We start from the raw sequence: 15,503 nt of genomic DNA on the forward strand, positions 1-15,503 counted from the left end.
CGCCTGGGGCGGGCGGGGCGGGCGGGGCGCCGGGCAGGCCGGTTGCGCCGGCCACGGCCTCAGCCCGCGCTGCTTGCGGTGAACGCCGCCGCGGCCAGGACGGCGGCGTAATCCCGCACATCCCGCGGCCAGGTTTCCATGGCGCCGTTGAAGCCCTCGGCATCCGCCCGGTACAGCGCGCGCAGTGCGTCCTCGTAGCCCGGCAAGTTGCCGGCGATCGCATGCACGAAGCGGTAGCAGCGCTCCTGCGCTGCCCGCACGGCTTCGCGCGGGCCCTGGCTGCGCCGGGCGTCGTCCACGAGCCGGCGCAAGGTGACCGAGGCGCCGCCCGGCTGCAGCGCAAGCCACTCCCAGTGCCGGGGCAGCAGCGTCACCTCCTTGGCGACCACGCCCAGCTTGGGCCGCCCGGCCTGCCGTGCAGGTTGCTCGGCGGGCTGCATCTGTGCGGGCACTTCGGCCGCCGCCGCCACGGGCGCGGCCAGGGCGCCCAGGTCGGTCTGCATGCCTGTCGCGTCATCGAACACCAGCACCGGCTCGGACGACTCAGGGTCCTCCGACGCACGTGCGGCTGCGCGCATGACGGCTTCCATGGCGCCGGCCGCCAGGCGTTGATGGCCCTGGAAGGCCGTGAATTGCCGTCCTTCCGGAACGGGGCTGGGGGTTGAAACGGTTGTGTTCATGGCGCGGCATATTACCCGGGTAAAAATCTTCTTCCTTATTACCCGGGTGAAATCCTGGGCCTCCTTGTGGCGTTTGGGCATTGCCGCTGCTGCGCACGCTGTGTCCGGACGCCAGCGCCTTGCGGACCGGGGCGCTTTACAGGGCGAAGGAACCCACCCCATGACAAGCGGATTGCAAGCGCTCAAGCAGGTTTTCAGTCGGCGCCGCGCGAAGGTGCCCAGGCAACCATAAACAGAACTGATAGCTCCGGCCCCGTTTGGCATTGGTCGTTGAAGGCCGCTGCCGCGATGCTTCCGCCTGCCCAACAAGGCGCCGCGCCGGGTAGGAGCACTACGTGACATCCGCCGAGCCATCAAACCAGTTCGCGGCTTTCGCATGACCCTGTTCGCCACGAGGCAGGGCGCTTGCCGCGGACGCTGAAGAGACAACCTGTTCCTTGAAAGGGACTTGTATGAACGACATTCGAAAGACGCTCGACGAGGGCGCCATGAGCCGCTTCCAGTGGGTCGCCGTGGCGATCTGCGTGATGCTCGTCATGCTTGACGGCTTCGACGTGCTGGTGATGGCCTTCACCGCCTCCAGCGTGGCCGCCGAGTGGAAGCTCAACGGCGCGCAGCTCGGCCTGCTGTTCAGCGCCGGCTTGGTGGGCATGGCGGTGGGCTCGCTGTTCGTGGCCCCGCTGGCCGACCGCATGGGCCGCCAGCCCGTCATCGTGCTGTGCTTGGTCGTCATTGCCGCAGGCATGCTGCTGTCGGGCATCGCGCAGAGCCACCTGCAGCTCGTCGGGCTGCGCGGGCTCACCGGCGTGGGCATCGGCGGCATGCTCGCCAGCGTCGGCATCATCACGGCCGAGTATTCCTCGCAGAAATGGCGCAGCACCGCGGTGGCGCTGCAGGCCACGGGTTACCCGATCGGTGCCACCCTCGGCGGCTTGGTGGCCGCCTGGCTGCTGCAGCACTACGGCTGGCGCTCGGTGTTCATCTTCGGCGGCCTGACCACCGCGGTGATGATCCCCGTGGTGCTGTGGCGCCTGCCCGAGTCGGTGGACTTCCTCATCGCCCGCCGCCCGGCCGGCGCGCTGGAAAAGCTCAACCGCATCCTGGGTTTCATGGAGCGGCCCGCGCTGCAGCAACTGCCTGAGCGCGCCGCGTACGGTGCCGCGGCGCCCGAAGGCAATGCCGTGGCCGGCCTGTTCAAGAACGGCCTGGCACGCCCAACGCTGATGCTCTGGACGGCCTTCTTCCTGCTGATGTTCAGCGTGTACTTCTCGCTGAGCTGGACGCCCAAGCTGCTGGTGCAGGCCGGGCTGTCGGCCCAGCAGGGCGTCACCGGCGGCGTGCTGATCAACGTCGGCGGCATCGTCGGCGGCAGCCTCTTCGGCGCCCTGGCGCTGCGCATGCGGCTGGCCCATCTCACCGTGGCGGCCTTCCTGGTCTATGCCCTGTTCACGGCGCTGTTCGGCGCGGTGTCCGGTGCCCTGGGCCTGGCCTTCGCGGCGGCCTTCGGCATGGGCGTCTTCCTCTTCGCCTCGATGGCGGGCTTGTATGCCTTCGCACCGGTCACCTACCCGGCGGCGGTGCGCACCACCGGCCTGGGCTGGGCCATCGGCATCGGCCGCATCGGCGCCATCCTCGCCCCGCTGACCGCTGGCCTGCTGCTCGACGGCGGCTGGCAGCCCGCGTCGCTGTACTACGCCTACGCGTTGCCGCTGGTAGCCGGGGCGCTGGCCGTGCTGGCCGCCGGCACCGGCCGCACCGCGCCGGGCCAGTCGCGGACCCACGCGGCGGCGCACTGAGCGCGTGCCATCGCCGGCCCACACGTCCAAAACCACTTCTTCCACAGGACCCACCATGTTTCTGAAGAACGCCTGGTACGTCGCCTGCAAGCCCGAGGAGATCGAGGGCAAGCCGCTGGGCCGCAAGGTCTGCAACGAGGCCATCGTCTTCTACCGCCAGGCCGACGGCTCGCCCGCGGCGGTGGAAGACTTCTGCCCCCACCGCGGCGCGCCGCTGTCACTGGGCTACGTCAGCGACGGCAAGCTGGTGTGCGGCTACCACGGGCTGGAGATGGGCTGCGACGGCAAGGCCATCGCCATGCCGGGGCAGCGGGTGCGGGGCTTTCCGTGCATCAAGAGCTACGCGGCGGACGAGCGCCACGGCTTCATCTGGGTCTGGCCCGGCGACAAGGAGCAGGCCGACCCCGCGCTCATTCCCGACCTGCACTGGGCCAACAACCCCGAGTGGGCCTATGGCGGCGGCTACTACCACGTCCGGTGCGACTACCGGCTCATGGTCGACAACCTGATGGACCTCACGCACGAGACCTACGTGCACTCGGGCTCCATCGGCCAGAAGGAGATCGACGAGACGCCGTGCGTCACGAAGGTGGACGGCGACCACGTGACGGTCAGCCGCTTCATGAACGACCTGCCCGAGGCGCCGCCGTTCTGGAAGATGGCGCTGCGCGGCCACGGGCTGCCCGACGACCAGCGCGTGGACCGCTGGCAGGTGTGCCACTTCACGCCGCCCACGCACGTGATGATCGAGGTGGGCGTGGCGCTGGCCGGGCAGGGCGGCAAGGACGCGCCGGCGGACAGGAAGGTCTATGCGGTGGTGGTGGACTTCATCACGCCCGAGACCGAGACCTCGCACCACTACTTCTGGGGCATGGCGCGGCACTTCAGGCCGCAGGACCCGGCGCTGACGCGGGCCATCCGCGAGGGCCAGTCCAAGGTGTTCGGGGAGGACCTGCAGATGCTGGAGCGGCAGCAGCTCAACATCTCCCAGTGGCCCGATCGCAAGCTGCTGATGCTCAACATCGACGCCGGCGGCATGCAGTCGCGCAAGGTGATCGAGCGCCTCCTGACGGCCGAGCGCAGCGCCGCGGCCGACCGGCTGTCCGCCGCCTCCACCGCGGAGATGGCGCAATGAGCACCGCCAACGCCACTTTGTGCGTGCGCGTGGCGCGCAAGTCCGAGGAAGCCACCGACATCTGCAGCCTGGAACTGGTGAGCAAGGAGGGCAGCCCGTTGCCGGGCTTCTCGGCCGGCTCGCATGTGGACGTGCACCTGCCCGGCGGCGTGGTGCGGCAGTACTCGCTGTGCAACGACCCGGCCGAGACGCACCGCTACCTCATCGCCGTGCTGCGCGACCCGGCCTCGCGCGGCGGCTCCGTGGCCGTGCACGACGCGGTGAAGGAGGGCGACGAGCTGCTCATCAGCGCGCCGAAGAACCATTTCGCGCTGGCGCACGAGGCCAAGAGGAGCCTGCTGCTGGCCGGCGGCATCGGCGTGACGCCGATCCTGTGCATGGCCGAGCGGCTGGCGGTCATGGGCGCGGACTTCGAGATGCACTACGCCACGCGCTCGCGCGACCGCATGGCCTTCGTCGACCGCATCCAGGGCTCTGCCTTCGCCGGCAAGGTGCAGCTCCACTTCGACGACGGCCCGGCCGGGCAGCGGCTGGACCTGGCCGGGCTGCTGGGGACGCCGCAGCCGGGCACGCACCTGTACGTGTGCGGGCCCAAGGGCTTCATGGACGCGGTGCTGGGCACGGCGCGTTCGGCGGGCTGGGGCGAGTCGCAGCTGCACTGGGAGTTCTTCGCCGGCGGCGATGCCGCGCCGCATGCGGACGACGGCAGCTTTGAGGTACAGCTCGCGAGCTCGGGGCGCGTGATCACGATCGCGCCGGACAAGACGGTGACGCAGGCGCTGGCCGAGGAGGGGGTGGAGATCCTGGTGTCGTGCGAGCAGGGCGTGTGCGGCACCTGCCTCACGCGCGTGCTGGAGGGCACGCCGGACCACCGCGACGTCTACCTCACGCCGGAGGAGCAGGCGGCCAACGACCAGTTCACGCCGTGCTGCTCGCGGGCGAAGTCGGGGCGGCTGGTGCTGGATCTTTGAGGGGAGCTGGGGGCCGGCCTGTCAGCCGAGCCGGCTCCTTGCATCCATGGCGCCAGATGGCCCCGAGGCAGGATGCCCCACCCAGGACATCCGTCTTCCCCAGCCCCCGTCCAGGCGCTCACTTCCTCCCAGGACAGCGTTTTGCGCCCGCGCGGCTCCGAAGATGCGGTCGCAGCACCGGCCCTGCGGGGCCGGCTCCTCCGATCCCAACCCTCAAGCCGGAGTCGCCATGGACCAACGCTTGGCCGCCTTGCTGCTAGCCCTTTCCGCCCTCTGGATCCACGGCTGCACCCGCGCCCCCGTGGGCAACATGGACCAGGGCGCCTTCCTGAGCGATCAGGACGATTACGAGACCGCCCACCTCGACGACCACGCCGCGCCTAGCTGGCGCCAGTGAGCCGGGCCCGCCGGCCCGCGCTCAGGCCCCGGCCGGTGCCAACCTGAAACCTTCCATCACCCGTGCCAGGGTGCCGGCCTGCTCGCGCAGGCTGGCCGCGGCGGCGGCGCTCTGCTCCACCAGCGCGGCGTTGTGCTGCGTCATGCGGTCGAGCTCGTCCACGGCCACCGAGACCTGCGTGATGTCGCTGCTCTGCGCCGCGCCGTGGTCGCTGATGGTCTCGATGCGCTCGCGCAGCTGCTGCGCGCCCTGCACGATCTCCGCCATCGTGCGCCCGGCGTCCTGCACCAGCTGCGAGCCGCTTTCCACCTGCGCCCCGCTCTGCTCGATGAGGTCCTTGATATCGCGCGCCGCGGCGGCCGAGCGCTGCGCCAGGTGGCGCACCTCGGTGGCCACCACCGCGAAGCCGCGCCCGGCCTCGCCGGCGCGGGCCGCCTCCACCGCGGCGTTGAGCGCCAAAATGTTGGTCTGGAAGGCGATGCCGTCGATGGTGCCGATGATGTCGCCGATGCGCCGGCTCGCGGCCTGGATGCCGTCCATGATCTGCACCACCTGGCCCACCATCCCGCCGCCGCGCTGCGCCACCTCGGCCGCGGTCGCGGCGCGCGCGCTGGCCTCGGCCGCCTCGGCGGCGCTGGCCTGCGCGCTGGAGCCCAGCTGCTGCATGCTCACCGCCGTCTGCTGCAGGCTCGCCGCCGCCTCCTCGGTGCGGTGGTTCAAGTCCTGGTTGCCCTGCGGGATCTCTACCGAGGCGGTGCGCACGGAATCCACCGCGTGCCGCACTTGGCTCAGCAGGCCTGACAAGCGCCCGCGCACCAGCTCCAGGTCCTGCATCAGGCGGCCCACCTCGTCGCGCCGCGTGGTGGTGAAGGGCACGTCCAGGCGGCCCTGCGCCATGCGCTCCAGCGACGCGCACAGCTGGCCCAGCGGCTGCGACACGGTGCGCCGCAGCAGCGCGTGCAGCCCGACGGCCAGCGCCAGTGCCGTCAGTGCCAGTAGCGCCCAGAACGGGCGCAGCGCCGCCCAGTGCGCCGCCATGGCCTCGTGCTCGGACACCTCGGCCACCACCCACCAGCCGGTGCTGGCGCTCACGCGGCGCGCGGCCCAGTGCTCGCCCTCGCTCCGGCCGGCGCCGCCCAGCACCGGCAGCGCCTGGCGCAGCGGCTGCTCGCCGGCCTCGGCCAGCCGCGCCAGCCAGTCGGCACCGCCGTCCACGGCCTCGGCCACCGGCCGGCCTGCCGCCGTCAGGTGGAACACGAAGCGCGCCGGCGCCTTGCCCTGCGGCGGCGCCACCACGTACAGCCCGCCGCTGTCGAACAGCCGCGTGCGCTGCACCAGCGCCTGCATCGACTGCTGGAAGCCCGTGAGGTCGAAGCCGATGAAGAAGATGCCCACCGTGCGCCCGGCGGCGTCCAGCGCCGGCGCGTAGCGCGTCATGTAGTGCTTGCCGAACAGCAGCGCGCGGCCCTCGTAGGGCTGCCCGGCCAGGATCGCGGCATGCGCCGGGTGCGCGCGGTCCAGCACCGTGCCCAGCGCGCGGCTGCCGTCCTCCTTCTTGACCGAGGTGGCCACGCGCACGAAGTCGTCGCCGCGGCGCATGAACACCGTGGCCACGCCGCCGGTGTCGCGCTCGAAGGCGTCCACCGCGTCGAAATTGCCGTTGAGCGCCTGGCCGCTGCTGCGCAGCTGCCCGGCGGCCTCGTCCAGCTCCAGCGCGGCGTCGAAACGGGCGCGGAAGGGTTGCCAGCAGCTGAAGAAAATATGGACAAATAGGACAACGCCACTATATTTGGTGCATGAAGCTCAGTGTCTGGGCCAAGTTGCAGGGGGTGTCGTACAAGACGGCATGGCGGCTCTGGCGCGCAGGCAAACTCCCCGTGCCGGCGGAGCAATTGGAGAGCGGAACGGTGGTGGTCCATGCCGAGTCTCAGCGAAGTGGCGGGGTTGCCCTGTACGCGAGGGTCTCGTCCTCGGACCAGAAGGACGACCTTGCGCGCCAGATGCAACGGCTGCGCGCCTACGCGGCACAGCAGCAGTTCGAGGTCGTCGAGGAAGTCGGCGAGGTTGGGTCCGGGCTCAACGGGCAGCGTCGCGGTCTGCTCAGGCTTCTGCACCGCAGCGAAGTAGACGTGATCGTGGTCGAGCATCGTGAGCGCCTGGCGCGCTTTGGCTTCGACTACATCGAGGCATCGCTTTGCGCGCAAGGGCGGCGAATCGCGGTCGTGGAAGACGGCGAAATGGCGGACGACGTCGTGCGCGACCTGCACGATGTCATGGTCTCGATGTGTGCGCGGCTGTACGGGCGGCGCTCGGCCAGGAACCGGGCGGACCGGGCCATGAAGGCGCTGCATGGCTGACGCTGCTGTCTTCACCTATCAGGCTCGCATTGCGCTGGCATCTGAGCAGGCACGGGCGCTGGACGCCTATGCCAAGTTGCATGGCCGCGCCCAGCGCGCGCTGTTCGCAGCGCAGTGCGCCGAGCGCCCGCTCAACGAATCGAAGCGGGAGTTCCTTCGCACATTCGGCCTGACCTCGCGTCAGTTCAACGCACTGCGTATCGAGCTCGACGGCAAGGTCGAGGCCATACGCCGGCGCCGGCCCGAGCTCATCGAGGAGGCCAAGACGCGCATTGCCAAGGCGCGCCGCCTGGTCCAGAAGCTCTCGCAGACGGCTCCTGGCTCGGACAAGCTGCACCAGAAGCGGCGTCGCCTGGCCCTGCTGGAGCAGCGCCTGGCGGCCCTGCAGCGCGATGAGGCCCAGGGCAGGGTGCGCCTGTGCTTTGGCAGCCGCAAGCTGTTCAATGCCCAGTACGACTTGCAGGCCAACGGCTTGGCAGACCACCAGGAGTGGCTCGCCAGGTGGCAAGAGTCGCGCAGTCGCCAGTTCTTTGTCCTGGGCAGCAAGGACGAGATTGCCGGCAACCAGACCTGCCAGGCGACGCTGGAGGCTCATGGCAGCCTGTGCCTGAAGCTGCGGCTGCCCGATGCGTTGGCGCTGCACAGCGGTGCCAAGTTCGTGACGATCCCCGGTGTGCGCTTTGCCTGGGGCCACGCAACAATCGTCTCGGCGCTGCAAGCGAGCCACCGCGTGAATGCGACTACCCAGGCCGGCAAACCGACGTCCAGGCGCACCGACCACGCCATCAGCTACCGGTTCCTGCGCGACGACAAGGGCTGGCGCGTGTTCGCCAGCGTCGAGGTCGAGGCCGCGGCCGTGACCACCTCGCCGGCGCTGGGCTGCGTGGGCGTGGACATCAACGTGGACCATCTCGCCGTGGCCGAGGTGGACCGGTTCGGGAACCGGGTGAACGCACGGCGCATCGAGTTGCCCACACGCGGCAAGTCCACGGATCAGGCCAAGGCCATCGTCGGCGACGCCGTTGCCAAGGTCGTGGCGCTGGCCAAGGGCGGCGCCAAGCCCCTGGCCATCGAGCGACTGGACTTTCAACGAAAGAAGGCCGAGCTGGAGTCGGTGGACGCGGCGCGCGCGAGGCTGCTGTCGTCCTTCGTCTTCTCCAAGGTCCGCGGCGGGCTCAAGGCCGCTGGCTTGCGCGCTGGTGTCCAAGTCATCGAGGTCAACCCGGCCTACACCTCGGTCATCGGCGCGGTGAACCACGCGCAGCGCCGGGGCATTTCAATACATCAGGGCGCGGCCTGTGCCGTTGCCCGCAGAGGATTGGGACTGCGCGAGTCCCCCGCCGTGCGCTTTGGCCTAGTGCCCGTGCGCAGTGGCGGCCACGTCACCTTCGCCGTACCCGTGAGGAATCGTGCGAAGCACGTGTGGTCGCAATGGTCGAGGATCCGCGCAGGACTCAAAGTGGCGCTCGCAGCGCACTGGCGGTCGGGGCAGCCCAGGGGCCACCCCGCACCTTTGTCCCCGGCAACGCGGACATTGGGTGCCACCTGCCTTTCCACGGCGCGATCCCGTGGCGCGAATCGCTCCCAGCACTGTTCGGGGAGCGTCTTGGACGATGTTCCGTTCTAGCGGAATATTTGTCCACGTTTTCAGGAACGGCTTGAAGAAGCGCTGCACCAGCTCGCGCTGCGAGGCGTCGAAGGCCTCGACCACGTCCACCAGCGCCTGCGCCTTGTCGCCGGCCAGGGTGAAGTTCTGCTCGCGCGCGCGCTCGGTCACGAGCAAGGTAGTGAGCACGCAGATGCCCAGCAGCAGCAGGGCCACGCCGGCGTTGCCCAGCAGCGAGATGCGGCGCGCCAGCGAGGCAGGGCCCGCCAAGGGGGCGGGGAGACGGAAGTCGTTTTCATGACGGCAGCCCGATGCACGAAGCGGGCCCAATGCTTCGTGAATTAAGCACGTTTCGGTGAGGGGAAAAGGCCTGTTTTGGTGCTTTCCCACCCAGGACTGCCGTGGCCTGGCGCGGCGCCGCCGTGGGCCGGCGGCACGGAAGCGCGGCCGGGACGGCCGCGCGTTGCCAGGCAGCAGGACCCACGCTGCGCGGGTCGGCTGGATTCGGGAAAACCCTAATTATCCAGGCTGCGCAGCAAGTTCCTTGCGATTCAGGTCAACACCGCGTTCTTGAAGAAGCCCTGGGACGCCGGCGTGGCGGCCGGCCAGGACGAGGGCGGCGCGGGCAGTGCCGCGGTGCCGTCGCCCAGGTGGAATCGGCTCACCAGCGTGCCCAGCCGCCCGGCTTGGTCGCGCAGGCTGTGTGCGGCGGCGGTGCTCTGCTCCACCAGCGCGGCGTTCTGCTGCGTCATGTGGTCGAGCTCGCGCACGGCGGTGTTGACCTGCGACACCGAGGTGCTCTGCTCGGCGCTGGAGGCGCTGATCTCGGCGATCACGTCCGTCACGCGGCGCACGCCCTGCACGATCTCGTCCATGGTGCGCCCGGCGGTCTGCACCAGGTGTGAGCCGCTCTCCACCTGCTGCACGTTCTGCTGGATCAGCGCCTTGATCTCGCGCGCGGCCTCGGCGCTGCGCCGCGCCAGGCTGCGCACCTCGCCGGCCACCACCGCGAAGCCGCGGCCGGCCTCGCCGGCGCGGGCGGCTTCCACCGCGGCGTTCAGCGCCAGGATGTTGGTCTGGAACGCGATGCCGTCGATGGTGCCGATGATGTCCTCGATGCGGCGGCTGGCGCCCTGGATGCCGTCCATGGTGCTGACCACCTGGCTCACCACCTCGCCGCCGCGCTGCGCCACCTCGGAGGCGGAGCCCGCGAGCTGGTTGGCCGTGGCTGCAGACTCCGCGCCGGCGCGCATGGCGTCGGCCATGTGCTGCAGGCTGGCCGCGGTCTGCTGCAGGTTGGCCGCGGCCTGCTCGGTGCGGCCGGAGAGGTCGCTGCTGCCCTGGGCGATCTCGCTGGAGGCCGTGGCCACGCTGTCGGCGCTCTGGCGCATCTCGCGCGCCAGCATGTGCAGCGACGCGGTCATGGCATCCAGCGCCCGCTGCAGCTGGCCGATCTCGTCGCCGCGCCCGTCGTGCGCGCGCACCGACAGGTCGCCCTCGCCGATGCGCGTGGCCGCGTCGGCCAGCGCCCGCAGCGGCCGGCACAGCGAGCGCACCATCAGCGCGCTGCCCACGACCATCACCAGCAGCACCGCCCCCGTCAACGCGGCACCGGTCCAGGCCAGCGCGCCGCGGGCCGCGTCGGCGGCCTCGCTCTGCGCCTGCGAGCGCCGGTGCTGCAGCTCCACGAAGGCGCGCTGCGTCTGCAGGTAGTCCGCCACCGCCGGCCGCACGACGGACTGCATCTGCTCCATCGCCTCCTCGGCCCGGCCGTCCTTCTTGAGTGCGCCGGCCTGGTCGCGGGCCTCGATGTAGCGCTTGCGCGCCTGCGCCACGGTCGCCAGCGCGGCCTTCTCGTCATCGGCGCCGGACAGCGTCTCCAGCTGCAGCTGCAGCTCGCCGATGCGCTGCGTGGTCTCCTTGATCTCCGGGCGCAGCAGCGAGCCGATCGCCGCGTCGCCGGCCAGCGTGGCCACCACGCGCGCGGCGTTGGCCTGCGTCAGGCCGCTCCACTGCAGCGCGATCTCCAGCTTGCGCTGCTGCGCTTGGCCGTCCTCGATCTGTTGGGCCTGCAGCTGCGCGTTGCGCCAAGCGTTGAATCCGGTGAGCAGTGCCAGCAGCGCGGCGATCGCCAGCGCGGGCAGCATCAGCTTGACGCGGATGCTCATGTTTCTCATGCGTTTCCTCCAGACACAGTGCTGTCATGGGAACACCGCAAGAGGGCCCGCATTCATGGGGGATGCCCTAAGAGAGGGCTTGTCTGGGGCACAAGTGTGTGGTTGTGCCTGTTTACGCCACCGTGCGCGCCGCGCGCGGTGGCGCGGGCCGGTCAGCGCGCGACGCTGTCGATGAGGCCCATATCGGAGCTGCTCATCAGCGCCTCGATGTCCATGAGGATGAGCATGCGCTCGCCCACGCCGCCGATGCCGGTGATGAAGCTCGCGTCCACGGTGGCGTTCATCTCCGGCGCCGGGCGGATCTGCTCGCGGGTGAGCTGCAGCACGTCCGACACCGAGTCCACCACCGCGCCCACGATGCGCCCGCGCACGTTGAGCACGATCACCACCGTGAAGCTGTTGTACTCGGCGGTGTCGCAGCCCAGCTTCAGGCGCAGGTCCACCACCGGCACGATCACGCCGCGCAGGTTGACCACGCCCTTCATGAAGGCCGGCGCGTTGGCGATGCGCGTGGGCTGCTCGTAGGAGCGGATCTCCTGCACGCGCAGGATGTCGATGCCGTACTCCTCCTGGCCGAGGCGGAAGGTGAGGAATTCGCCGCCGCGCGGCTCGGCCGCGACAAGGCCCTTCGGGCCGGCGACCGTGAGGGCGGTACCGGTGCTCGTGGGAGCGGCGTTGTTGACTAGTTCCATGCGTGACTCCTGCACGTGACGCGGCGCGTGCCGCCGATGACTGCGAAGGGCTCCCGGGCGGCGCGGCGCCGGCCGCGGGAGGGAAGGGGGTTCAGAACTGTTCCCATTCGTCCTGGTCCTGCGCCGCCGCAGCGGACGGTGCGGGCCGGGCCGCGGGAGCGGCGGGGGACGGGGCAGGGCGCGTCGCGGCAGCGCGGGCCACGGGACGCGGTGCCGCCGCCGGTGCCTGCGTGCGCACCGCCGGGGACTGCATGCCGCCCGTTGCCGGCGCATCCACCGCCAGGCCGGCTTCGACCCGGAACACGTGGGCCGCATCCTCCAGCCGCTGCGCCTGCTCGCTCAGGTGCTGCGCCGCCGCTGCAGTCTCCTCCACCAGCGCGGCATTTTGCTGCGTGTGGTGGTCGAGCTGGCTCAGCGCCTCGCTCACCTGTGCAATACCACCGGCCTGCTCGTGCAGCGAGCTGCCCATGTCGCCGATGAGCTGCGCCACGCGGCGCACCTGCGACACGATGTCGTCCATGGTGCCGCCGGCCTCGCCCACCAGGCGGCTGCCGGCCTCGACCTTCTCGACGCTGCCGCCGATGAGGTCCTTGATCTCGCGCGCCGCCGCCGCCGAGCGCTGCGCCAGGGCGCGCACCTCGCCGGCCACCACCGCGAAGCCGCGGCCGGCCTCGCCGGCGCGGGCGGCTTCCACCGCCGCGTTGAGCGCCAGGATGTTGGTCTGGAAGGCGATGCCGTCGATGGTCCCGGTGATCTCGGCGATGCGCCGCGAGCCGGTCTGGATCTCGTCCATGGTCGCCACCACGCGGCTGACCACCTCGCCGCCGCGCTGCGCGGCGTTCACCGCGCCCGAGGCCAGCGTGTGCGCGCTGGCCGCGGACTCGGCGCTGGCCTGCACGCCGCCGGCGAGCTGGTGCATGTGCGCGGCGCTTTGCTGCAGCTGCCCGGCGGTCTCCTCGGTGCGGTGCGCCAGGTCGGCGTTGCCGCCGGCGATCTGCGAGCAGGCGCCGCCGATGCCGTCGCTGCCGCTGCGCACCTGCGCCACCATGCGGCCCAGCTGCCCGCGCATGGCTTCGAGCGACTGCAGCAGGCGGCCGATCTCGTCGCCGCGCCCGGCTTGCACCGGCCGCGCCAGGTCGCCGCTGGCCATGGCCTGCAGCGTCTCCTGCGCGCCGCGCAGCCGCCGCTGCAACTGGCTGGCCATGCGCTGCACGAACAGCAGCACCAGCGCGCCCACGGCCACCGCGGTGGCCAGGCTCACGGTGGCGAAGCGGATCGCCGCGGCGCGCACCTCGTCCACGTACACGCCCGAGCCGACCACCCAGCCCCAGGGCGCGAAGCCGGCGACGTAGGAGCGCTTGGGGCTGGATTCCTGTGCGCCGGGCTTGGGCCACTGGTAGTCCACGTAGCCGCTGCCGTCGCGCTTGACGGTGTCCACCATCTCGGCGAAGAACAGCTTGCCGGCGGCGTCCTTCAGCTGCGACAGGTCCTTGTTTTCAAGCTCGGGCTTGATCGGGTGGGCCACCATGCGCAGGCCCGTGTCGTTGATCCAGACGTATTCCTTGCCGTCGTAGCGGATGGCGCGGATCTCGCCGATGGCCTTCTCCTGCGCCTGCGCGCGCGTGAGCTGGCCGCCGGCCTCCTGCGCCTGCCAGCGCTGGGCGATGGCCAGCGACTGCTGCACCACCGCGCGCGTGGCGCCCAGGCGCATCTCCAGCGCCGACTCGTGGAAGGACAGGCCGGTGTAGCCCGCCAGCGCCAGCAGCGCCAGCGTCACGGCCAGCGCCATCAGGCGCAGCCGCGAGGCAATGGAAAGAGCGGAATTCGTCATGGGCACGGCTTCAGGAAAGGGAAAGTCCGCTCACTGGAGAGGAAAAGAGGAAAAGGGTGGGATCAGAAGCTCTCCCACTCGCCGTCATCGGCCGCCGGCGCCGCCGCCACCCGGGTGGGCGCGGCCGCGGGCGCCGCGGTCGGCGTGGGAGCGGGACGGCGCACGCGCGCCGGCGCGGGCGGTGCGGCTGAAGCGATCGGTGCGACCGGCGCGATGGGCGCCGCGGGCCGCGCGAAGTCCGGGCTGCGCAGCGGCGCCAGGCCGGCGTCCTCGTGCGCGCCGGTGTGGAAGCGCGACACCACCTCCGCCAGGCGCACCGCCTGTTCGCTCAGGCTCTGCGCGGCGGCGGCGCTTTCCTCCACCAGCGCAGCGTTCTGCTGCGTCATGCGGTCGAGCTCGACCACGGCGGTGTTGACCTGGCCGATGCCGCCGCTCTGCTCGGCCGCGGCGGCGCTGATCTCGCCGATCACGTCCGTCACGCGGCGCACGCCCTGCACGATCTCGTCCATGGTGCGGCCCGCGTCCTGCACCAGCTGCGAGCCGTTGGCCACCTGCTGCACGCTCTGCTGGATCAGCGCCTTAATCTCGCGCGCGGCCTCGGCGCTGCGCTGCGCCAGGCTGCGCACCTCGCCGGCCACCACCGCGAAGCCGCGGCCGGCCTCGCCAGCGCGCGCGGCTTCCACCGCGGCGTTCAGGGCCAGGATGTTGGTCTGGAACGCGATGCCGTCGATGGTGCCGATGATGTCCTCGATGCGGCGGCTGGCGCTCTGGATGCCGTCCATGGTGCTGACCACCTGGCTCACCACCTCGCCGCCACGCTGCGCCACCTCGGAGGCCGAGCCCGCGAGCTGGTTGGCCGTGGACGCGGCCTCGGCGCTGGCGCGCACGGTGGTGGTGAGCTGCTGCATGCTCGACGCGGTCTGCTGCAGGCTCGACGCCGTCTGCTCGGTGCGGCTGGAAAGGTCGTTGTTGCCCTGCGCCACTTCCGAGCTCGCCAGCCGCACCGAGGCCGCGCTCTGGCGCACCTCGTTGACCAGCGCCTGCAGCGCCTGCTGCATCTGCGCCTGCGCGCGCAGCAGCGCCGAAGTCTCGTCGTTGCCCGAGACCTCGATGGGCTGCGACAGGTCGCCGGTGGCGATGCGCTCGGCCACGGCGCGCGCCTGCGCCAGCGGGGCGCAGATGGAGCTCATGTTGACCAGCGTCAGCGGCACCACCACGACCGCGGCCACGGCCAGCGCCGCGACGAACAGCGTGTAGGCCAGGTTCGAGGTGCCGGCCAGCGCGGCCGCGGCGGCCTCCTGCTGCTCCTTCAGGTGTGCCGCGAGCTTGCCGGCCTCGGCCTCGGTGGCGTGGATGGCGTCCTTGGCCGTGCCCAGCATGCGGTTGGCCACCGTGGCGGTGTCGTAGCCGCTGGCGCCCAGCGTCTTCATCACCGGCGCGGACTTGGCGGCGTACTCGTCGATCCGGGCCAAGACGGCCGCCGCCGCGGTGGTGCCGGCGTCCGAAGGACCCTGCGCCAGCTGCTGCGCCAGCTGCGAGGCCTGCTGGATCGCGGCCTTCCACTTCTCGTGGTACTGCGCGACGACTTCAGGCTTCTCGTAGTTGATGACCTGGTCCTTCTCGAAGCGCCGGATGGCGCCGAGCTGCTCCTGCAGCGCCGCCCCCGTCATGGCCCGCGCGTGCGGGCCCGAGATGAAGTCGCCGCCCACGCGGTGGAGCTTGGTCAGCCCCCACAGCCCTGCGCCGCACACCAGCGCCAGCAGCACCAGCACCAGCGCGATGGCGCTGATCATCCGGAACCGGATGGAAAAGCTCCGGATCAATGCGTTCATCATTCCCTCTACCTCTTGTACTGCCTTGG

General features: G+C 71.0%; 12 protein-coding genes. 6 read left to right on the forward strand and 6 right to left on the reverse strand.

The window, feature by feature from the left end:
- Positions 1-59 precede the first annotated feature (59 nt).
- Positions 60-680, reverse strand: a complete 621-nt coding sequence (locus H537_RS46675; RefSeq protein WP_043460958.1) for a DUF2239 family protein — start codon at positions 678-680, stop codon at positions 60-62.
- Positions 681-1,132: 452 nt separating this feature from the next.
- On the opposite strand from H537_RS46675, the gene H537_RS0131825 reads away from it, so the two are divergent.
- From H537_RS0131825 to H537_RS53660, 4 genes are all read left to right on the forward strand, one after another.
- Positions 1,133-2,476: an MFS transporter gene (locus tag H537_RS0131825; RefSeq protein WP_029001112.1), complete on the forward strand. Its 1,344-nt coding sequence runs from the start codon at positions 1,133-1,135 to the stop codon at positions 2,474-2,476.
- A 55-nt stretch (positions 2,477-2,531) separates the two neighbouring features.
- Complete coding sequence (locus H537_RS0131830) at positions 2,532-3,611, forward strand: Rieske 2Fe-2S domain-containing protein (protein WP_029001113.1); 1,080 nt, start codon at positions 2,532-2,534, stop codon at positions 3,609-3,611.
- Positions 3,608-4,582, forward strand: coding sequence for a PDR/VanB family oxidoreductase (locus tag H537_RS0131835; RefSeq protein WP_029001114.1), 975 nt, complete (start codon positions 3,608-3,610; stop codon positions 4,580-4,582). The genes H537_RS0131830 and H537_RS0131835 overlap by 4 nt, the downstream gene beginning before the upstream one ends.
- Before the next feature lie 229 nt (positions 4,583-4,811).
- Positions 4,812-4,979 carry a hypothetical protein gene (locus H537_RS53660; protein WP_156902065.1) on the forward strand — a complete coding sequence of 56 codons (168 nt, stop codon included), beginning with the start codon at positions 4,812-4,814 and terminating at the stop codon, positions 4,977-4,979.
- A 21-nt stretch (positions 4,980-5,000) separates the two neighbouring features.
- Here the strand turns inward: H537_RS53660 and H537_RS46680 are convergent, their stop codons facing one another.
- On the reverse strand, positions 5,001-6,740 hold the full coding sequence (locus tag H537_RS46680; protein WP_310733039.1) for a Cache 3/Cache 2 fusion domain-containing protein: 1,740 nt from the start codon (positions 6,738-6,740) through the stop codon (positions 5,001-5,003).
- Positions 6,741-6,775: 35 nt separating this feature from the next.
- Between H537_RS46680 and H537_RS0131850 the strand changes: the two genes are divergently transcribed.
- Positions 6,776-7,336, forward strand: coding sequence for an IS607 family transposase (locus tag H537_RS0131850; RefSeq protein ID WP_029001115.1), 561 nt, complete (start codon positions 6,776-6,778; stop codon positions 7,334-7,336).
- On the forward strand, positions 7,329-8,963 hold the full coding sequence (locus tag H537_RS0131855) for a transposase (RefSeq protein ID WP_029001116.1): 1,635 nt from the start codon (positions 7,329-7,331) through the stop codon (positions 8,961-8,963). The genes H537_RS0131850 and H537_RS0131855 overlap by 8 nt, the downstream gene beginning before the upstream one ends.
- Before the next feature lie 530 nt (positions 8,964-9,493).
- Here H537_RS0131855 and H537_RS46685 read toward each other — a convergent pair.
- The 4 genes from H537_RS46685 to H537_RS56615 form a co-directional block, all read right to left on the reverse strand.
- A complete protein-coding gene (locus H537_RS46685) occupies positions 9,494-11,119 on the reverse strand; it encodes a methyl-accepting chemotaxis protein (RefSeq protein ID WP_084151104.1) in 1,626 nt (541 codons plus the stop codon).
- Between the two features lie 152 nt (positions 11,120-11,271).
- A complete protein-coding gene (locus tag H537_RS46690; RefSeq protein ID WP_043460960.1) occupies positions 11,272-11,811 on the reverse strand; it encodes a chemotaxis protein CheW in 540 nt (179 codons plus the stop codon).
- 91 nt (positions 11,812-11,902) lie between these two features.
- Positions 11,903-13,642 (reverse strand): methyl-accepting chemotaxis protein, encoded by a 1,740-nt coding sequence (locus tag H537_RS0131875; RefSeq protein ID WP_029001118.1) that lies wholly within the window; start codon positions 13,640-13,642, stop codon positions 11,903-11,905.
- Between the two features lie 62 nt (positions 13,643-13,704).
- Entirely contained in the window at positions 13,705-15,474 is a 1,770-nt protein-coding gene (locus tag H537_RS56615; RefSeq protein ID WP_029001119.1) for a methyl-accepting chemotaxis protein, read from the reverse strand.
- Between the last annotated feature and the right edge of the window lie 29 nt (positions 15,475-15,503).

This window comes from Azohydromonas australica DSM 1124 (genome assembly GCF_000430725.1).
Lineage (GTDB): Bacteria > Pseudomonadota > Gammaproteobacteria > Burkholderiales > Burkholderiaceae_C > Azohydromonas > Azohydromonas australica.